At 47.3% G+C, this 20,655-nt stretch carries 17 protein-coding genes, 1 tRNA gene and 2 pseudogenes; 3 read left to right on the top strand and 17 right to left on the bottom strand.

What is annotated here, in order from left to right; genetic code table 11:
* Window positions 1–30: 30 nt before the first annotated feature.
* The 10 genes and pseudogenes from TW89_RS11475 to sdhC form a co-directional block, all read right to left on the bottom strand.
* Window positions 31–317 (bottom strand): annotated as a pseudogene (locus TW89_RS11475) (hypothetical protein).
* A gap of 124 nt (window positions 318–441) precedes the next feature.
* Window positions 442–1,874, bottom strand: a pseudogene (gene lpdA / locus TW89_RS11470) (dihydrolipoyl dehydrogenase).
* 259 nt (window positions 1,875–2,133) lie between these two features.
* On the bottom strand, window positions 2,134–3,315 hold the full coding sequence (gene odhB, locus TW89_RS11460; RefSeq protein ID WP_070825685.1) for a 2-oxoglutarate dehydrogenase complex dihydrolipoyllysine-residue succinyltransferase: 1,182 nt from the start codon (window positions 3,313–3,315) through the stop codon (window positions 2,134–2,136).
* A gap of 99 nt (window positions 3,316–3,414) precedes the next feature.
* Window positions 3,415–6,243, bottom strand: coding sequence for a 2-oxoglutarate dehydrogenase E1 component (locus tag TW89_RS11455; protein ID WP_128581502.1), 2,829 nt, complete (start codon window positions 6,241–6,243; stop codon window positions 3,415–3,417).
* Window positions 6,244–6,452: 209 nt separating this feature from the next.
* Window positions 6,453–7,736 (bottom strand): citrate synthase, encoded by a 1,284-nt coding sequence (gene gltA / locus TW89_RS11450; RefSeq protein ID WP_128581501.1) that lies wholly within the window; start codon window positions 7,734–7,736, stop codon window positions 6,453–6,455.
* A gap of 124 nt (window positions 7,737–7,860) precedes the next feature.
* Entirely contained in the window at window positions 7,861–8,109 is a 249-nt protein-coding gene (locus TW89_RS11445) for a succinate dehydrogenase assembly factor 2 (RefSeq protein WP_003678830.1), read from the bottom strand.
* A 3-nt stretch (window positions 8,110–8,112) separates the two neighbouring features.
* Complete coding sequence (locus TW89_RS11440) at window positions 8,113–8,820, bottom strand: succinate dehydrogenase iron-sulfur subunit (protein ID WP_128581500.1); 708 nt, start codon at window positions 8,818–8,820, stop codon at window positions 8,113–8,115.
* Between the two features lie 119 nt (window positions 8,821–8,939).
* Window positions 8,940–10,703, bottom strand: coding sequence for a succinate dehydrogenase flavoprotein subunit (sdhA, locus tag TW89_RS11435; protein ID WP_004519265.1), 1,764 nt, complete (start codon window positions 10,701–10,703; stop codon window positions 8,940–8,942).
* A 2-nt stretch (window positions 10,704–10,705) separates the two neighbouring features.
* The gene (gene sdhD / locus TW89_RS11430; RefSeq protein WP_003678837.1) at window positions 10,706–11,047 is read right to left on the bottom strand and encodes a succinate dehydrogenase, hydrophobic membrane anchor protein; all 342 of its coding nucleotides are present in this window, start codon (window positions 11,045–11,047) and stop codon (window positions 10,706–10,708) included.
* Complete coding sequence (gene sdhC / locus TW89_RS11425) at window positions 11,041–11,418, bottom strand: succinate dehydrogenase, cytochrome b556 subunit (protein ID WP_004519263.1); 378 nt, start codon at window positions 11,416–11,418, stop codon at window positions 11,041–11,043. The genes sdhD and sdhC overlap by 7 nt, the downstream gene beginning before the upstream one ends.
* A 461-nt stretch (window positions 11,419–11,879) precedes the next feature.
* On the opposite strand from sdhC, the gene TW89_RS11420 reads away from it, so the two are divergent.
* Window positions 11,880–12,263, top strand: coding sequence for a YkvA family protein (locus TW89_RS11420; protein WP_049329785.1), 384 nt, complete (start codon window positions 11,880–11,882; stop codon window positions 12,261–12,263).
* A gap of 820 nt (window positions 12,264–13,083) precedes the next feature.
* Here the strand turns inward: TW89_RS11420 and TW89_RS11410 are convergent.
* The 4 genes from TW89_RS11410 to dapF form a co-directional block, all read right to left on the bottom strand.
* On the bottom strand, window positions 13,084–13,584 hold the full coding sequence (locus TW89_RS11410; RefSeq protein ID WP_371444493.1) for a membrane lipoprotein lipid attachment site-containing protein: 501 nt from the start codon (window positions 13,582–13,584) through the stop codon (window positions 13,084–13,086).
* A gap of 154 nt (window positions 13,585–13,738) precedes the next feature.
* Window positions 13,739–14,671 carry a cysteine synthase A gene (gene cysK, locus TW89_RS11405; protein ID WP_094192812.1) on the bottom strand — a complete coding sequence of 311 codons (933 nt, stop codon included), beginning with the start codon at window positions 14,669–14,671 and terminating at the stop codon, window positions 13,739–13,741.
* A gap of 106 nt (window positions 14,672–14,777) precedes the next feature.
* Window positions 14,778–15,380 (bottom strand): hypothetical protein, encoded by a 603-nt coding sequence (locus TW89_RS11400; RefSeq protein ID WP_128581499.1) that lies wholly within the window; start codon window positions 15,378–15,380, stop codon window positions 14,778–14,780.
* Window positions 15,377–16,228 (bottom strand): diaminopimelate epimerase, encoded by an 852-nt coding sequence (dapF, locus tag TW89_RS11395; RefSeq protein WP_128581498.1) that lies wholly within the window; start codon window positions 16,226–16,228, stop codon window positions 15,377–15,379. The genes TW89_RS11400 and dapF overlap by 4 nt, the downstream gene beginning before the upstream one ends.
* 180 nt (window positions 16,229–16,408) lie before the next feature.
* Here dapF and TW89_RS11390 point away from each other — a divergent pair, with 180 nt between their 5' ends.
* On the top strand, window positions 16,409–16,894 hold the full coding sequence (locus TW89_RS11390) for a NemA protein (RefSeq protein ID WP_128581497.1): 486 nt from the start codon (window positions 16,409–16,411) through the stop codon (window positions 16,892–16,894).
* 139 nt (window positions 16,895–17,033) lie between these two features.
* A tRNA-Asn gene (locus TW89_RS11385) sits at window positions 17,034–17,109 on the top strand.
* Between the two features lie 260 nt (window positions 17,110–17,369).
* On the opposite strand, the gene TW89_RS11380 is transcribed toward TW89_RS11385, so the two are convergent.
* From TW89_RS11380 to dnaX, 3 genes are all read right to left on the bottom strand, one after another.
* Window positions 17,370–17,936, bottom strand: a complete 567-nt coding sequence (locus TW89_RS11380; protein WP_128581496.1) for a hypothetical protein — start codon at window positions 17,934–17,936, stop codon at window positions 17,370–17,372.
* Window positions 17,937–18,123: 187 nt separating this feature from the next.
* Window positions 18,124–18,459: a YbaB/EbfC family nucleoid-associated protein gene (locus TW89_RS11375; protein WP_003678854.1), complete on the bottom strand. Its 336-nt coding sequence runs from the start codon at window positions 18,457–18,459 to the stop codon at window positions 18,124–18,126.
* Between the two features lie 90 nt (window positions 18,460–18,549).
* Entirely contained in the window at window positions 18,550–20,553 is a 2,004-nt protein-coding gene (gene dnaX / locus TW89_RS11370) for a DNA polymerase III subunit gamma/tau (RefSeq protein WP_128581495.1), read from the bottom strand.
* Between the last annotated feature and the right edge of the window lie 102 nt (window positions 20,554–20,655).

The following is a 20,655-nucleotide window of genomic DNA, read 5'->3' as shown; positions in this document are numbered from 1 at the left end:
CGGCCAATCCCATATTTTCAGACGGCCCTACTATTTACTGAAGGGCAACCACATCCGCGCCAGCAGATACATGGTTGCACCGCCTCCCCCGAGAATAAAAAGACGATGCCTTTTTTACGCGAATTCGGGCAGAGCAGATAAACGGCAAGGCTGAAACTGATAAACAACAATGCCACGCGCCAAACCAATTCTTTATCTTTGAAACGGTTGAGCGTATAAGTTTCGGTCATCATCACATACATCTGCCACAATGCGGCCATACACATGCTGATGATGCCCGCCGGTATAAAGAAAATACCGACTATTTCTTTGTTCATAATGAATGTAAATGCTGTGTGTTTGTCTGACTGAATTATAAATCAGAAAACGAAGCGCTCGGAACATTCAATTTGTCGAAGGCCTTAAGGCCGTCTGAAAAATTTCAGACGGCCTTAATGTCTATCAACCGTGTAAAGCGCGTTTGTCGGCCGCCAATGCAGCTTCGTGAACCACTTCGGACAAGGTTGGGTGGGCATGGATAATGCGTGCGATGTCTTCGCTGCTAGCGAAGAATTCGAGTGCAGTCACGCCTTCGGTAACCAATTCGCTGACAACCGGGCCAATCATGTGTACGCCCAAGATGCGGTCGGTTTTGGCATCTGCCAACACTTTAACCGTACCTTTGGCTTTGCCCATTGCCAATGCGCGACCGTTTGCACCGAAACCTGAAGTACCTTTTTTGTACTCCACGCCTTCGGCTTTGAGCTGCTCTTCGGTTTTACCCACCCAAGCGATTTCAGGATCGGTGTAAATCACGAATGGTACGTTGTTGAAGTCGATATGCGGTTTTTGACCGGCAATGCGCTCTGCAACGGCAACGCCTTCGTCGCTGGCTTTGTGTGCCAACATCGGGCCGCGAACCACGTCACCGATTGCCCATACGTTAGGCAGGTTGGTACGGCATTCGCCGTCCACTTTGATAAAGCCGCGCTCGTCTTTTTCCAAGCCTACGGCTTCGGCGTTCAGGCCTTTGGTGTTTGGAATACGGCCGATGGCAACGATCAGTTTGTCGAATACTTCGGTTTTGGCTTCGCCGGCAGCAGTTTCGTAAGCAACGGAAACGCCTTTGCCTTCAGATTTGATGTCGCCGATTTTCACGCCCAATTCAATGTTCAAACCTTGCTCTTTGGTGAAGTATTTGAAGGCTTCTTTGGCGATTTGCTGGTCGGCGGCAGCCAGGAAGGTCGGCGCAGCTTCAAGAATGGTAACTTCTGCACCCACGCGATTCCATACGGAACCCATTTCCAAACCAATCACGCCAGAACCGATCACGCCGAGTTTGGCAGGTACTTCGGTCAGGTTCAATGCGCCTTCGTTATCCAATACGTTCACGTTGTCGATGGCAACTTGTGGCAGCGGACGCGGTACGGAACCGGTGGCTACGATGACGTGTTTGGCTTCGATAACGGTTTTCTCACCTTTGTTATCGACTTCGATTTGGTAAGCATCGCCATTTTTACCGGCAAAGGAAGCAGTACCGAACAGGCTGGTTACTTTGTTTTCTGGAACAGGAATTTCACGCCGCCGGTCAGTTTGGTCACGATGGCATCTTTGCGCTCAATCATTTTGGCCGCGTCGAATTTTACGTCGCCGACAGTGATACCGTGTTCGGCAAAATCGTGTTGCGCAGCGTGGAAATGTTCGCTGGATTGCAACAGGGCTTTAGAAGGGATACAGCCTACGTTCAAGCAAGTACCGCCCAATGCAGGGGCATTGCCTGCTTTGTTAACGCCTGCATCGACGCAAGCGGTTTTGAAACCCAGTTGCGCGGCACGGATAGCGGCAACGTATCCGCCCGGGCCAGCACCAATCACTACTACATCATATTGAGACATCGTGTCATCCTTTGCTTTTTGCAGTATCTCAAAATAAAAACGATACTTTTTGTTTCTTTTTTATTTTGAATGACTGCGTTTTGATGGTTTTAAGAAAAGGCCGTCTGAAAGTCCATATCTGTCGATTCATTCGAATCAAATGTTTCAGACGGCCTCAATCGTTCGTTGAGCCTATTGTAGCACGATACTACATTACGCTACATCTAAATAAAAATTCAGACGGCCTTTTCATTAATAAATAAAAGGCCGTCTGAAACGATTACAGATCCAACAACAGGCGAGCTGGGTCTTCCAACGCGTCTTTAATGGCTACCAAGGTCAATACAGCTTCGCGGCCGTCAATGATACGGTGGTCATAAGACAGAGCCAGATACATCATTGGACGGACAACAACTTGACCGTTTTCAACTACAGCGCGCTCTTTAGTGGCGTGCATACCCAAAATCGCAGATTGAGGCGGGTTGATGATCGGGGTGGACATCATAGAACCGAAAGTACCGCCGTTGGTAATACTGAATGTACCGCCGGTCAGATCTTCGATAGCGATTTTGCCGTCTTTTGCTTTTTTCGCGTAATCAACAATTGCTTGTTCGATATCGGCAATGCTCATTTGGTCGGCATCGCGCAGGATTGGCACAACCAAACCGCGTGGGCTGCCAATCGCGATACCGATGTCGAAGTAGCCGTGGTACACGATGTCTTTGCCGTCAACAGAAGCATTCACAACCGGGTATTTTTTCAGGGCGGCAACAGCGGCTTTAACGAAGAAGGACATAAAGCCCAGTTTTACGCCGTGTTCTTTCTCGAATTTATCTTTGTACTTCGCACGCAAGTCCATGATTGGTTTCATGTTGACTTCGTTGAATGTAGTCAGAATAGCGTTTTCTTGTTGAGAAGCCAAGAGGCGTTCTGCAACACGGGCACGCAGGCGGCTCATTGGTACGCGTTCTTCAGGACGTGCGCCGGCAGGAAGTGCAACGGCAGGAGCAGCGGCTGCGGCAGGTTTGGCAGCGGCATTTTGTACGTCTTCTTTCAATACGCGACCGTCACGGCCGGAACCTTGCAATGCGTTCACGTCAACACCGGTCTCAGCAGCCAGTTTGGCGGCAGCAGGCATAGCGGCATTATTTTGTGCAGTAGCAGGAGCGGCAGCTGGGGCTGCTTCTGCAGGCGCGGCGGCAGGTGCTTCAGCAGCGGCAGTAGCAGCTGTATCGATACGAGCCAAAACTTGGTCGGCAACAACGGTTTCACCGTCTTGCGCTACGATTTCAACCAATACGCCGGCTTGTGGAGAAGGTACTTCCAAAACCACTTTGTCAGTTTCGATATCGATCAGAATTTCGTCACGGGCAACTGCTTCGCCAACTTTTTTCTTCCATTCCAAGAGCGTGCCTTCAGATACGCTTTCAGACAGCATAGGTACTTTTACATCAATAATCATTTTGTGTCTCCAATGGCCCTTTCAGACGGCCTGTTGTGTGTTTTTAATTCTGCATATGGGTATTCCGCCTGAGCAGACTCAGACGGAATGCTACTTGGTTTACAATACCAAAGCGTCTTCAACCAATTGTTTCAATTGAGCAATGTGTTTGCTTGAGTAGCCCACTGCAGGCGATGCGCTGCTTGGACGACCGGCATAAGACAGTTTTTGCTCTTCGCTGATAACGTCTTCGATGCGGTGGCGGATTTGGTAGAACGCACCTTGGTTTTTCGGCTCTTCTTGTGCCCAAACCACAGATTTTGCGTTCGGATATTTCGCCAGTTCAGCTTTAACCTCTTCGTATGGGAACGGATACAGCTGCTCAACGCGGACGATAGCAACATCATCTTCCAGTTTACGCTCGGCACGGCCAGCTTCCAAGTCATAGTAAACCTGACCGGCACACAATACCACGCGTTTCACGCTGTCGTTGCTTGCGCGTTCGGCGGTATCGCCGATAACCGGACGGAAAGTCGAACCTTCGGTAAAGTTTTCCAGCGGGCTCATTGCACCTTTGAAGCGCAACAGGCGTTTGGACATGAAAATCACCAGTGGTTTGCGGTATGAACCCAAGACTTGACGTTGCAAGAGGTGGAACATTTGCGACGCTTCAGACGGCATGATGACTTGCATATTGTTCTCAGAACACAGTTGCAACCAACGTTCCACGCGTGCAGAAGAGTGCTCAGGGCCTTGACCGTCGTAACCGTGCGGCAGGATGGTGGTCAGACCGCACAAACGACCCCATTTGGTTTCGCCTGAAGACAGGAATTGGTCGATAGTTACTTGCGCGCCGTTGGCGAAGTCACCGAATTGAGCTTCCCAAATGGTTAGCTTGTCAGGAGCGGAGCAGGCAAAGCCGTACTCGAACGCCATCACGGCTTCTTCGTTCAAGATAGAGTCGATAACCAGGAACTCGCCCAAGCCTTCGCCCATGTTGCGCAGAGGAACATAAGTACCGTCGTCCCATTTTTCGCGTTTTTGATCGTGCAATACTGCATGACGGTGTGAGAATGTACCGCGGCCGGAGTCCTCACCGGAGATACGCACGCCATGACCTTTGGTCAGCAGGCTTGCGTATGCGAGGGTTTCGGCCATACCCCAGTCGATGGCTTGTTTGCCGGATGCCATGGCTTTACGCGCTTCGATCACACGTTTTGCAGTCGAATGCAGGGCAAAGCCTTCCGGTACGGCGGTAAATTTCTCGGTAAGGCGCTCGATGTCGGCGGCAGGCAAACCGGTTTCGATTTTTTCGCGCCAATCTTTGCCTTGGTATTTGCTCCAGTCGATTTGTGTGCGTTGGAAGTTGCTCAAAGTTGTTTGTTCAACATGTTCGCCTTTGTCCAAAGCATCACGGTAGGCTTGGATGTAGCCGTCAGCCTCAGCTTGGGTTACCACGCCTTCGGCAATCAGTTGTTCGGTGTACAAAGCACGCGCACCCGGGTGTTGCGATACTTTTTTGTACATCATCGGTTGGGTCAGGGTCGGATCATCGCCCTCGTTGTGGCCCCATTTACGGTAGCAGACAACGTCGATCACGATGTCTTTATGGAATTTTTTGCGGTAATCCAAAGCGGCTTGGATAGCAAAGCAAACGCGTTCAGGGTCATCGCCGTTCACGTGGATAACCGGAGCGGAAACCATTTTCGCGATATCGGTACAGTATACGGTAGAACGGGTATCGCGGGTATCGGAAGTGGTAAAGCCGATTTGGTTGTTGATCACGATGTGAACAGTACCGCCGGTGGTATAGCCGCGTGTTTTAGACAGGTTGAATGTTGCTTGGTTAACACCCAAACCGATAAATGCGGAGTCACCGTGAATCAATACTGGCAAAACTTTATCGCGGCCGTTTTCGCCCAAACGTTTTTGTTTGGCGCGCGCAGAACCTTCCACTACTGGGTTAACAATTTCCAAGTGTGACGGGTTAAATGCCAAAGAAACGTGCATTGGGCCGTGTGGCGTAGCGATATCGGAGCTGAAGCCCATGTGGTATTTCACGTCGCCGCTAGGCAATTTGATTTCGGCACGGCCTTCAAATTCGGCAAACAGATCAGCCGGTTTTTTGCCCAAAATGTTAACCAAAACATTCAGACGGCCACGGTGTGCCATACCGATGATGACTTCTTCCACGCCGTCTTTACCGGCGTTTTGAATCAAATAGTTCAAACCGGCAATCGCGCTTTCGCCGCCTTCTACACCAAAGCGTTTTTGGCCGACATATTTGGTATGCAGGTAGCGTTCCAGAGTTTCGGCGGCAGTCATTTCTTTCAAGATACGGCGTTTTTGTTCAACGTTGTAGCTTGGCGTAGACAGTACGCTTTCAAAATAATTACGAACCCAACGACGCTCTTCGGTATTTGGAATGTAGATGTACTCTACCGCGATATGGCCGCAGTAGGTTTGTTTGAGGTTACTGATGATTTGGGACAGAGGCAGTTTGCTCTGACCGGAAAAATCGCCCTCGCCCATATTGAACTGAAGCGCCATATCGGCATCTGACAGACCATGGAATTTAGGATCGAGAGCTTCGATATTTTGAGGAGGAATACGTTTGAGCGGATCAAGTTGGGCTGCACCCACGCCTTGAATACGATAGGCAGAAATCAGTCGCAAAACGCTGACTTGCTTTTTCATCATTGCCTCATCCACACCGCCTGCAACAGCAGATGCAATTTTCTTTTTAGCCAAAGTGGCAAATGATTCACGAATCGGTGTGTGGGCAACATCGACAGCGACTGCGCCCGGCTGTTTACTCAAATCTGTAAAGTACTGTTTCCATTTTTCATCGACAGATTCCGGATTATCCAGAAACTTTTCATACAACTCCTCGATGTATGGCGCATTAGAACCAAACAGATAAGAGAAATTGAGTTTTTCGTCCATCATGGCGTGAGCTCTTTTCTTTAAAATATAAACAAAGGGTAGAATCCCGTGTTCTCCGAACGGAATTCAGGCCGTCTGAAATGACACTTTATTCTACCCTATTTCAAATCAAATTACCTGCTATCAACTTAATTAATTACGACCAACCTCATTGAAAACGGCAATTCGATTTTTTCAAACGACTTTTCAACAATATATTAATGTATTGTCTATCAGCGTTTATCTACCGGAACGTAATCGCGACGCTCTGCACCGGTATACAGTTGACGTGGGCGACCGATTTTCAGTGCCGGATCGCTAATCATTTCATGCCAATGAGAAATCCAACCTACACTGCGCGACAATGCGAAGATAACGGTAAACATTTCAGTTGGAATGCCCAATGCGGACAAGACGATACCGGAGTAGAAATCGACGTTTGGATACAGCTTGCGCTCAACAAAGAATGGATCTTTCAGTGCAATTTGTTCCAATTCCATCGCCAGCTTGAATTTAGGACTGTTTTCCAAGCCCAATTCTTTCAAGACTTCATAACAGGTTTCGCGCATGATGCTGGCTCGCGGGTCCATATTGCGGTATACGCGGTGACCGAAGCCCATCAGACGGTATTTGCGTTGTTTCACACCTTCCATGTATGCAGCAACATTAGATACATCGCCGATTTCGTCCAGCATCTTCAACACAGCTTCGTTTGCACCGCCGTGTGAAGCACCCCACAGACAGGCGATACCGGCAGCGATACAGGCAAATGGATTTGCACCAGAAGAGCCAGCCAAACGTACGGTCGAAGTAGAAGCGTTTTGCTCGTGGTCGGCATGCAAGATAAAGATGCGGTCAAGCGCGCGAGCCAATACTGGATTAGGTTTGTATTCTTCACATGGTGTCGCAAACATCATGTGCAAGAAGTTTTCAGCATAGGAAAGGTTATTTTTTGGATAATTGAACGGCAGACCGTTGGAATAACGGTAACACATCGCCGCAATTGTCGGAATTTTGGAGATTAAGCGGTAAATCGCAATTTTGCGGTGTTCAGGATTAGCAATATCCAAACTGTCTTGATAGAACGCAGACAAAGCGCCAACCACACCAACCATCATCGCCATTGGGTGCGCATCGCGACGGAAACCGCGGAAGAACCAAGTCAGCTGCTCATGCAACATAGTATGGCGACCGACTGTGGCATCAAATTCTTTTTTCTGTTCAGGGGTAGGCAGTTCGCCGTAAATCAACAGATAGCAAACTTCCAAATAATCGGATTTTTCTGCCAGCTGCTCGATAGGATAACCACGGTAATACAACAGACCTTCATCGCCATCAATATAAGTGATTTTGGATTCGCAACTTGCAGTTGACACAAATCCAGGATCGAAGGAAAACAGACCTGTATTTTTTGTCAAAGCACGAATATCAACCACATCATGGCCGATACTTGCTTCCAATACTGGCAGTTCCAAGGTCTCTTGATTTGGGGTGGTGAGCTTGACTGATTTAGACATTCTTAAACTCCTTTGTAAGTTGGGGCTTTCGTTTCCGCCTAAGCGGCACGGTCCTTTTTTTCAGACGGCCTCAGTATGGAAAGAGCTTGTTCGGATTGGCATCGCAAACAAGCTCTATAACACATCATGCCTGTCTGATTTTTTCAAGCATGGGAATCAGGTGCTTCTTGTCCGTCGCCGAATGTCCGTTAATCAAGGCAAGCAATTCTTGGTCTTGAAATTCGAGAATTTCGGAAAATTCAGACAATTCCTGATCACTCAGGTGCTCGAATTCTTTTTCCATAAACCTGCCGAAGATTAAGTCTAATTCCAACAATCCCCGGCGAGTTTGAAAACGGATTTTCCGTTTGGCAATATCGTCAAAAACCATCATTTCTTAAACGGCTCGTTTCAACATAATCTCTTTAATCTTACCGATGGCTCGGGTCGGATTCAAGTGTTTAGGACATACGTCTACGCAGTTCATAATGGTGTGGCAACGGAACAAACGGTATGGGTCGTTCAGATTATCCAAACGCTCATTAGTGATGGTATCACGGCTATCCGCAATGAAACGGTAAGCATTCAGCAAGCCAGACGGACCAACGAATTTATCAGGATTCCACCAGAATGACGGGCAGGCAGTCGAACAGCAGGCGCACAAAATACACTCGTACAAACCGTCCAACTCTTTACGCTCTTCCTGAGTTTGCAGACGCTCTTTGTCCGCATCGATAGGGTTGTCGTTGACAACGTAAGGTTTGATGGAGTGATATTGTTTGAAGAACTGGGTCATATCCACAATCAGGTCGCGGATAACAGGCAGGCCTGGCAGAGGACGGATTTTAACCGGCTGTTTCAGGCTGCGCAGATCGGTCAGACATGCCAAGCCGTTTTTGCCGTTGATGTTCATACCGTCAGAACCGCAAATACCTTCGCGACAAGAACGGCGGAAAGACAATGTATCGTCTTGTGCTTTCAGGCGCACCAAAGCGTCCAAAAGTTTAACGTCGGTCGGTTCCAATTCCAACTCGTAACGTTGCATATAAGGTTTGACATCAACGTCCGGGTTGTAACGGTAAATTTCAAAACTCATTTTTTCCATGAGAAGTGTTCCTTTTCTCATAAACTGCTCAATGATTTTGTATTATAAATTCAAGCAGTTCAATGTGGGTATGGTTAGGTTTCAGACGGACTTTAAGGTAAAGGCCGTCTGAAAACTCATCAATAAACGCGTTTAGCCGGTTTGATGTATTCCACGCTCAAAGGCTTGGTATGTACCGGTTTGTAAGACAAAGTATTGGTATCTGAATGATACAGGGTATGTTTCATCCAGTTTTCGTCATCGCGCTCAGGATGGTCGTCTGAAGCGTGTGCGCCACGCGATTCTTTACGTGCTTCGGCAGACACCAAAGTCGCTTTCGCTACTTCAATCAGATTATCCAATTCCAAAGCTTCGATACGCGCGGTATTCCATACTTTGCTCTTGTCTTTGATTTCAGTACGTTTCACGCGCTCGGCAATCTCCATGATTTCTCGAACGCCTTTGCTCAGAATCTCATCGGTACGGAACACGCCGGCATGCAGTTGTACAGAGCGTTGCAGTTCGCGACGCAATGCATCAACGTTTTCACCATCGGTTTGGTTGTCCAAACGCTCAATACGTTGGCGGGTCAATTCACCGGCATTAGCAGGCAAAGGTTTCCAGTCGCTTTGCTCTTTGATGAATTTAATCATACTGTCACCGGCAGCTTTACCGAATACCACCAAGTCCAACAGAGAGTTAGTACCCAAGCGGTTCGCACCGTGTACGGAAGCACAAGCGCACTCACCTGCCGCATACAGACCTTTTACAGGTACTTCGTAATCTTCACCTTGTGGAACAACGACTTCGCCATGGTAGTTGGTCGGAATACCGCCCATCATGTAGTGAGTAGTCGGCACAACAGGAATCGGGTCTTTAATCGGGTCGATACCGGCAAACTGAATGGAAATCTCGCGGATGCCCGGCAGTTTTTCCATAATTTTTTCTGCACCGATATGGTCGATTTTCAGCAATACGTGGTCTTTGTTTTTACCACAGCCGCGGCCTTCGTAGATTTCCATTGCCATCGCACGGGAAACCACGTCACGGGAAGCCAAGTCTTTTACAGTCGGAGCGTAACGTTCCATAAAGCGTTCGCCGTCGGCATTCAACAAAATACCGCCCTCACCGCGTACACCCTCGGTAATCAATACACCGGCACCGGCTACACCAGTCGGGTGGAATTGCCAGAATTCCATGTCTTCCAACGGAATACCTGCACGTGCACAAATACCCAAACCATCACCGGTATTCATATAAGCATTGGTTGAAGACGCATAAATACGGCCGCCGCCACCGGTAGCAAACATCACGGCTTTAGCGTGGAAAATATAAACTTCGCCGGTTTCCATTTCCATGGCGGTTACACCGACGACGTCGCCGTTTTCATCACGAATCAAATCTTGTGCCGTCCATTCCACAAAGAATTGTGTATTGGCACGGACGTTTTGTTGGTACAAAGTATGCAACATCGCATGGCCGGTACGGTCGGCAACTGCACATGCACGTTCTACCGCACGTTTACCGTGTTCGGCAGTATGACCGCCGAAAGGACGTTGGTAGATTTTACCGCTTTCCACACGGTCAAAAGGCATACCCATGTGCTCCAACTCAATTACGGCTTCAGGCGCGGCGCGACACATAAACTCAATCGCATCTTGGTCGCCTAACCAGTCAGAACCTTTCACGGTATCGTACATGTGCCAATCCCAACGGTCTTCCTGCACATTACCCAATGAAGCAGAAATACCACCTTGAGCCGCTACAGTATGCGAACGGGTTGGAAACACTTTAGACAAAACAGCACAATTCAGGCCGGATTTAGACAATTGGAGGGCTGCACGTAAACCTGCACCACCACCGCCAACAATCACGGCATCAAACTTGCGAACAGGAAAACCCATATTTACCCCCAAATTACTTTAACTGAATACACCAAGCAGCCTACCAACCAAACGATGGTGGCAACTTGTAAAAACAAACGCAGGCCGAAAGGCTTAATGTAGTCCATCCACAAATCGCGGATACCTACCCATGCATGCAGGAATACGGCCAAGAAGCTCACTTGGGTAAATACTTTCACCCAAGTCTGATCAAAAAATGCCTGCCATGCCGAATATTCTTTAGGCAACGTAAACAAAACAACCAAAAGAACCACGGTATACACCAGCATGATGACCGCAGTTGCACGTTGCATTGCCCAATCGCGCAAACCGTAATGCGCACCTGTCAATTTACGTTCTACCATAACAAAGCTCCCAAAACGACGGTCAGAATCAAAGCAGAAGCAAATACAACTTTAGCAGTAGTACGGGCAGTATTTAATTCCAGGCCTTTATGCACATCCAAAAACAGAAAGCGGATACCGGCAAAAAAGTGGTGCAGATATGCCCACAACAGACCGATAAGGATCAGCTTCACAAACGGATTGGAGATAGCAGAACGATATGCTTCAAATGACGCTTCGCGATCCAGCGTTCCAGAGAAGAAATACAAGAGAACAGGCAGCATCACAAACAAGCCGACGCCGCTGATACGGTGAAGAATAGATACAATCCCCGGTATGGGCAATCGGATATTCGGAATTTCCAAAAATACCGGGCGTGATTTGGCGGACATGGTCAGTTCCTCTAGATTTATTATCAGCTCAAAACCTATAGCTCAGCACTACAATAAGCTACATAAACCATAATTTACCTGTTTTATCTCATTTTGAACAGTGCAATTTATGAATGCTCTAATGATTTTTACCAAAAGACCAATAAAATCAAACAATCATTCTTAGATTTTTTTTGCGTGGCTAGCCTTTTTTGTTACTTTCCTGCAATTAAGCCATCTCCCCATCAAAGCACTTACAATAACATCATTATGATTTGAGAATTGTATCTATTGTGAGATAAATTCTCACTCTTGATACCTAATCTTTACAAAGGCATAAGCTATTCTTAACTTATTACCATTGCATTATCATCATTACTCTTACATAGTTATACATTCAAAGACATTTCATCTATCCCTAGATGGACTAAAATACAGTGCAATACCAACAATGTTTCCATACCTTATAAGGAAGCTGCATCATGACACACTCCCCTCATCAAAATACACCCGATCCGGAGGACTACATCCCCTCCTTCCGCCGTCGAAATTTAGACACATCCGGCTTTATGAAAAAACTCGGACGCTTTGCCGGCCGTCTGGGCAAACCTGTCGTCCGACAGCTTTATGCACTTTATTACCTTTGGGAATCCGAACACACGCCCAAACGGGCTAAAATGATTATTGTCGGCGCACTGGTTTATTTCCTCAGCCCTATCGACAGCATTCCCGACCTTCTGATTCCATTTGGCTTCAGCGATGACATTGCCGTCATTGCGCTGGTTTATTCTCAGATGAAAAACTATCTGACCGAAGATATTCAAGAAAAAGCCCGTCAAGCGGCTGACAAGCTGTTTGGTTCTTAACAACATGCACCGACCACAAGTCGGACACACTTTTTCTTCAAATACACCTAAATCGCCTATGAAAAACCACTCTGCACTTTCTGCCTACCTTAACAACAGCCAGGGTGATTCCCTGACCTTAGCTCTCGCAGTGTAAGAATTTCACTTCGAAAAACCTTATAGGCTTATTACTGGCGATATCGTGCACCACTAGAACAGACAGACTCGTGTTGCATCGGCAAACAACGTTTACAATACAGCAAAATAAAAGGCCGTCTGAAACCTAAAATCTAGGTTTCAGACGGCCTTTTCTCCATCATATCTCAACTTATGATGACTTCCTATTTTTTTGAACCTTCTTAGAATACAAATAGTCAATAAAAATCCCACATGAAACAACGAAATATACACCTGAAATAAACATATACAGCATAGTAATCAAACCCTGCCCCATATCTCCACAACAGGGAGGCGTAGAAGACATCCAATACAAATACAGATATACTCCATTAATAATCGATGTAATCGCAAGAGAAGTAAAAATATATCTCTTGAAACAAAAATAGGGGAGGCATAAAAAAACTGCAATAACAGACTCAATCCTGCAATCTCTACAGCCTCTCTTGACTCATTCGCTCCTAAATCAAAATATTTCGACCATGCATAAGACCATATAACCATAACGACAGAAATAAAAACAGCCGTAGTCAATAAATAGAAAAAACGCTGTTGTTTGTTTTGAAATTTTAAAAACATCATATTAAATAGAATTCAACGACACACATACATATAAAAAGAAGGCTGCCTGAATATTCAGACGGCCTTCTCAGTTTATGACTTTTTATTTCAAAGGTTGCATACCCATAACTTCCATCAGGAAGTTGGTAAATGCAGGATTGCTTGGCTTAGTATCCATGTTTTTCCAACGTTGCTGCCAACCGCGCAAAGCACCTTGGATGTACTGTTTGGATTGCTCGGTAGTAATTTCACCACGTTGGCTGTCAACGGCAGAACGCAGATAAACTTCGTACATACTGTCATCGACAGAGTTGCGTCCCACTTGTTGGATACGGAAGCGGTTCAAATATTGGGCAGCCTGAACTTTGGTCAGACTACCTTGGCTCACTTGGGTACTCAAGCGACGTGCTTCATCATGAATCTTGGAAACATCTGCCCAATGCGAAGGAGCCAAATGATAACCGGTAGCTGAAACTTGTGAATCAGCCTTAGGTTTCTTGACGTTGGTTGGTCGAACTGGCACTTCTTTCAATGTTGGAACATAAATCGATTCACAACCGGCAAGTGCCGCCACAGCAAGGATAGGAAGAATGTATTTTTTCATAATGCGCATTATAAGCATGATTCGTTGAAGAAACCAACTTTTGAATAACGGTATTCAAAGCTCATTAACTGAATTACAACAGATTTCATACGATATCTCAAGCCCATACGCAAAAAAGGCCGTCTGAAAACGGCCTTTTAACAATAATCCTATATTATGCCAAATCGGCAAACAAAGGCGTAGAAAGATAGCGTTCGCCATACGATGGCAACAAGACAACAATCAGCTTGCCTTCGTTTTCAGGTTTTTTAGCCAGTTGCAATGCGCTCCATACCGCGGCACCGGAAGAAATACCTACCAAAATACCTTCTTTTTCGGCCATAGCGCGCGCAGTTTCAAACGCTGCCTCGTTAGGTACTTTGGAAATGCTGTCGTAAACAGTCGTATTCAAAACGCTGGGGATAAAGCCTGCACCCAAACCTTGAATCGGATGTGGGCCTTTCTCACCACCGCTCAATACTGGGGAAGCTTCAGGCTCGACAGCCACGATTTGAACTTCGGGTTTGTATTTTTTCAACACTTCGCCCACGCCGGTAATCGTACCGCCCGTACCCACACCGGCCACGAAAATATCCACTTTACCGTCTGTATCGCGCCAAATCTCTTCGGCAGTGGTTTTGCGGTGAACTTCAGGATTGGCCTCGTTATCAAATTGGCGCGGCATGAAATAAGTGCCCGGATGTTCGTCCACTAAAGATTGAGCTTTGGCAATAGCGCCCGCCATGCCTTCGGCAGCAGGGGTCAAAATCAATTCTGCACCAAACGCACGCAGCAGCATTTTGCGTTCTTTACTCATGCTTTCAGGCATGGTGATGGCCAATTTATAACCGCGGGCCGCGCACACCATGGCCAAACCGATACCGGTATTGCCACTGGTTGCCTCGACGATAACGGTATCTTTATTGATTTTACCGGCTTGCTCGGCCGCTTCAATCATAGATTCGGCAATACGGTCTTTCACGCTGCTGCCTGGATTAAAGAATTCAAGTTTAACGGCGATTTGCGCTTTTAAACCTTCGGTCAGGCGGTTCAGTTTCACCAGAGGTGTATTGCCGATCAGCTCGGTAATATTATTTGCAATTTTCATTTCCTACTCCTGATTTAGATGTAATACAGCCTGCATATTAAACTCAGGCCGTCTGAAAAACCAATATCGAAAATTTCTTTCTTTATAACTTTTGGTTCAAGCGCGGTCAATATCCACTACGCTCAAAAATCAATGTAACGGCAACCATAGCCTGCATCACGACGGCAACCATCCAGCCTGCCCACATCTGCCGCATACTGAAAAGAGAGGCAGACTGCTTGCAAACAACCACACGGTGCAGATAAAACACCAGCATCAACACGCCCTGCAAAACAAACCAATAAATCGGTTTCAAGGCATAAATTTTCAGCAAGGCCGCCCATGCAAAAACCGCGCCTGCCAATGGCAAGGTGAAATAAACCACGCCTGCCAAGAAAACAAAAGCCAAAGTCATGACGACATTGGAAACCGCAAATAAGGTCAAACCGGCATATTCGCCTGCCGACCAAAACTTTTTGTCTTCGGTTTTACTGCAGTCATCAATAAAGAAGAAAATACTGGCGATTGTCAGATAAAAATGAGGGATGAACAAAGGGCCTGTATGCGTAAAACCCCACATTCCGGGCAACAAGCGCGCGCCTAGTGCCGAAATCCCCAGCCACAACAACACTGCAGCCCACAACCATTGAAACCGCTGCGCGCGAAAAATAAATGCCAACGATACCGCAGCATACGCGACGGCAAACCAAAAATCCAAAGAAACCATCATGAATACTGCAACTCACCTTCAAAAACGGTTTCAGCAGGGCCGGTCATTTGCACATCGCCACCTTCTTCCCAACTGATAAACAATTCGCCGCCAGGCAGAGTAACACGCACAGGCGCACCCGCTTTCAGCAAGCCATTGCGCACGCCTGCCACCACGGCCGCACACGCTCCAGTGCCGCAAGCCTGAGTTTCCCCCACCCCGCGTTCAAACACGCGCAGGCGGACTGACAATTCATCTTCGACCTGCAAAAAGCCGACATTGACCCGTTCAGGGAACTGCTCGTGCGACTCAATAGCGCTGCCCCAATATTCCACTGGCGCAGTCTCAACATCATCAACCAAAATCACCGCATGCGGATTACCCATATTCACGCAGCTTACCGGTACAGACTCCAAACCGACTAAGACAATATGTGTCAGCGCATCTTCATTTTCACCATGTGCAGGCACAAACGGAATTTCAGACGGCATGAAACGCGGTTTACCCATATTGACGGTAACCAAACCGTTATCCAACAGCTTCGGCACAATAATCCCTTTGGCCGTTTCGACCAAAATTTCCGTTTTATCCGTCAAACCCTTATCCGCGACAAAACGCGCAAAACAACGCGCACCATTGCCGCACTGCTCTACTTCCCGACCATCGGCATTGAAAATGCGGTACCGAAAATCGACCGCATCAGAAGAAGGCTTCTCCACTACCAAAAACTGATCAAAACCCACGCCGCGATAGCGGTCTGCCCATTGGGCAAGCGGCGCAGCCAACGGATCAAAGTCCTGATTGATGGCATTGACCACCATAAAATCATTGCCCAAGCCGTGCATCTTTGTAAATTTCAAAGTTTTCATTATTCATTCACATTCTTATTAAATCATTATTTCGACACATTCTACACCAGAATGATATATCCGTTTCTATCTTGTTTTTCAGACGGCCTTGCGCCCTTTTACCAATACTAACACCAGCCACACCGCAAAAATACTATACTTCCCACATTACAAACATTTCTTATTACAAGGATACACATTATGAAAAAAGTTCTCTTACCTACCCTTTTGGCCGCTTCACTCAGCGCATGTACAGTCGGCACGCCCGGCGTTTCCGTCGGTTTAGGCGTCGGCACCAGCATCGGCCGCCATGTCGGCCTGGGTACATCCATCAACATCCCTGTCGGCTTGGACAAAACCACCAAAGGCACGGATTCAGACGGCATCCGTATCTCAGAAGAACAAATCGTGACCTATTTTGATGCACACGGCACACCCAGCAACAGCGCAGTCAAAGGCGGCTTCCATCGCCAACTGATCAGCAAACGCAACAACGAATACGTCGTCCAAGACTTTTACAGCGACAACAGCCAAAAACGCACGGACCCTTACGTCCTCAGCCGCAACCAACTGATGCAGTTCCGCGCCACGCCAAGCAATGGCTCGTTAACCACTTACGCCTACAACGGCACCGTGATGCAGCAGCAAGTGTTCCAAAACGGCAAATTGGTTAACGCCAAATACTAAAGGCCGTCTGAAACGGCTGGGGAGTATGTGAAACTTGATTACAAAATATTTTTAACATTCAAACATTTGAAATATTTTGCACCATTTTCTTAAAAATATTGATTGACACATTTTTTCCAGCCATTATAATACGCCCCATTCCCCGATAGCTCAGTCGGTAGAGCGACGGACTGTTAATCCGCAGGTCCCTGGTTCGAGCCCAGGTCGGGGAGCCAAATTTTAAAAGCCTGAACTGCTGTTCAGGCTTTTTTACATCAATAAGGAACGATTGTTTTTTCCCAAAGAAAGCCCTGAATCCTCATAAGACCTTTGTAAAGTCCTCTACCCGCCAAACTGGCACGCCTTGCGCCCTAACCGCTTCGACTGATGAACAAACGCAAATAGCCCGAAACCTTTTGTCAATCAGGTTTCGGGCTGTTTTATTTTTGAATAGGCAGCATCTTTTCAGACGGCCTTGTCCATCAAATTTGGCACATCATTTCACACACGGATTATCTAAAACGACCGAGACATTGCGTTCGGCTTTGTTCATATACGTCATGCGGATTTTCTTGCCTTTAAATTCTGCTTCGACGACGGATTCCAGCGTGGCAACATCTTGGAGGAAGCCGAATTTTTTGTCGTTTGCAGCAATGAATTTGACAGGTTTGTCGCGGAACAGCGAGTAGAACGACACGCCTTTATTATCTGCTGTCACGGCGCATTGCGTTTTGCTGTCGGTGGCGATGACGGAGGAAAGCGTATGGGGCTTGTGGGTACGGTCGGCGAAGGTGGTGTAGGAATCATACGACCCGAAGCTAGTCCTTAATACGAAGGTATTGCCAAGCCACTTATGGCTAGTCCTGTCTTCGGGAAGATTTTTCTCGATGGCTTTTTTGCCTGCAAAGAAAGAGCATTCTTTGGTTTTGTGGTTGCAGACTTTTTTAACGCTGAACTGTTTATCCGGAGAAATAATGACAGTTTCGGCGGCAAAGCTGTTTGCGCTTGCTGCAGCGAATATACAGCTTAAAAGAAGTGAGCGGATGGAAAGGGACGGTTTCATTTTGTTTGGTGTATCGATTGGTTTTTAATATTGATTGAGCGGATTTGAATGCAATAAACACTCAATATACCTTCGGCGGAATAACTGCCGATATGTTGATTTCAATCTGCAAAACAGATAATCCAAAGGCCGCCTGAAACTGATTTTTGGCGTTTCAGACGACCTTTGTTTGCTTTGCGGAGCGGGTTTAGCGGAAGAAGTCGCCCATGCCTGCCGGCAGGCCTTGGGTGAATGCACCCATGGTTTTGTTGGTGGTTTCTTCGGCTTTTTCAGAAGCGGCATTGATAGCGGCCAATACCAAATCTTCCAGCATTTCTTTGTCGTCAGCGGCTTCTTGAATCAAATCAGGGCTGATTTCAAGTTTGCGGACAACATGCGAACACGTCATCACAACTTTCACCAAACCATTGCCTGCTTCACCTTCAACTTCGGTTTCAGCCAGCTTGGCTTGTGCCTTTTTCATGTTTTCCTGCATTTGTTGAGCCTGTTTCATCAGGCCGCCTAATCCGGCTTTTCCGAACATGTTTTACTCCTATGGGTTTGAATAAATGGGTTTCACTCATGCCGTCTGAAAAACACTATTGCCTTTCAGACGGCCTTGTATGTCAGTATTTTAAGAATGTCCTGCTAATTCTAAAGAATCCGGCAGCCATTGCGCTTCAAAGGTTTGCAAAATTTTCTGCGCCGTTGTATCCGCTTCCAGCAAATCTTGCGCCTGCTGCCGTCCTTCTTCTTGAATACGTTTGCGGCGCATCACCGGCGTTTCCCAGCCTTTATCATCCTGCCAAGGCTCGGTTTGCAACCTTAAATTACCAAGATGGTAGGCCTCGCTCAATGTCTGGCAGATTTTGTCCAAGCGCTCTTTATTAGCGGTGGCTTTGGCCTCATCCGTCAACGACAGCATGATTAAACCTGCTTCCGCATCATAACTCGTCCATGCCGCATTTTGTGCCAACATCTGCGCTGCGCCTAATTTACGGGCGAAGCGTTCGATAATGCTGTGCCAATTCTCAGTTTTAAACTCAGGCAAAGGAGCGAACTGAAGCTCTTCTTCATCCCCCTCCTCTTCTTCAGACTCAGCAGACACAACCGGCTGCGGCACTTCTATCACATCAGCACGGTGTGAATCTTCATATGCATATGCTTCATCAAAATACGGAGGCGGAATTTCATCATCCATGTGCGGATATGCTTCCGGCTCAGGGGCCGTCTGAACTTTTGCAACAGGCAATGGCTCCGCAGTTTCTTGCATCTGCGCCGTTTGTGTTTGAGGCGGCTCAGCCGATACTTGGCTCGGCATATCTTCCCAAGGCGGCACATCCGCCTGTTGTTGCTGAACAGGCTGAACCGTTTCTTCAGACGGCCTTTCAACGGTATCCTGCTTGGCAGAAACAGCCTCTTTCTCAACCGCCGGTGCTGCTATCGGCTCAGATTTCAGCAGCTGAAAAGGCTTTTTTTCGGCCTCAGCTTTCTGATGGTCGGAATGCAAATTCGTGTGTTCAATCTGACTTTGCGTATCGCAACCCGAAGCAGCCAACGGCGCAAATGCAAGCATGCGCAAAAGCGTCATGACAAAACCGGCATACTCATCCGGAGCCAGCGGCAAATCCTGTTTACCATGAATAGCACATTGATAATAAAGCTGAATCTGCTCTCCACTCAAAGCCTGACTTAATCGCAGCAAAGTTTCACGTTCAGGGTCATCATTTGCCAAGGCGGAAGGAATGGTTTGAATTAAAGCCAAACGTTGCAACAACATGGCCAATTCTGCCAATGCGCTGTCAAAACCAATCGCTCTGGCGGACATTTCCTGAGCTTTTTCCAGCAAGGCCTCACCGTTTTGATTGATGATTCCTTCAAGCAATTCAAACAAGTATTGTTTATCGACTGCTCCGATCATTTGGCGGACATCTTGTTCGGCCACTTTACCCGACCCCATGGCAATCGCCTGATCCAAAAGGCTCAACGCATCGCGCATCGAGCCGGCGGCGGCACGGCCTAAAAGTTGCAAAGCCTGTGGCTGATAAGGAACGTTTTCACGATCCAAGACATGTGCCAAATGCTCGGCAACCTGCTGGGTTGTCATGTTGCGCAAAACAAACTGCAAACAGCGGCTCAATACGGTAATGGGGACTTTATGCGGATCGGTGGTCGCCAAAATAAATTTAACGTGTTCAGGCGGTTCTTCCAAAGTCTTCAGCATGGCATTGAACGCGCTTTTGGAAAGCATATGCACTTCGTCGATGATATAGACTTTGTATTTACCCGCTGTCGGCGCGTATTGGGCGTTTTCCAACACTTCGCGGATATTATCGATACCGGTATTCGATGCCGCGTCGATTTCCAATAAATCCACATAACGGCCGCTGTCGATTTGCGTACAGCTTTCACACTGACCGCATGGTTCGCCATGCACGGCATTTTCGCAGTTCAAACTCTTGGCCAAAATCCTGGCAATCGTGGTTTTACCCACACCGCGCGTCCCTGTCAGCAGATAGGCATGGTGCAGACGGCCTTCGTCCAGCGCGTTGCGCAGGGCTTTGACGACGTGTTCCTGACCGACCAAATCGGCAAAGGTTTTCGGGCGCCATTTTCGTGCAAGAACTTGATAAGCCATGTTGTTTCTCTACGGGAAATAAATCGGAAGGCCGTCTGAAAAGAATTATCCGCTTTTCAGACGGCCTCAGAAAATGGCATATATTCTAGCATTTTTTTGATT

The organism is Neisseria flavescens (assembly GCF_001618065.1).
GTDB lineage: Bacteria > Pseudomonadota > Gammaproteobacteria > Burkholderiales > Neisseriaceae > Neisseria > Neisseria flavescens_A.
This window is presented reverse-complemented; position numbering and strand designations above follow the sequence as displayed.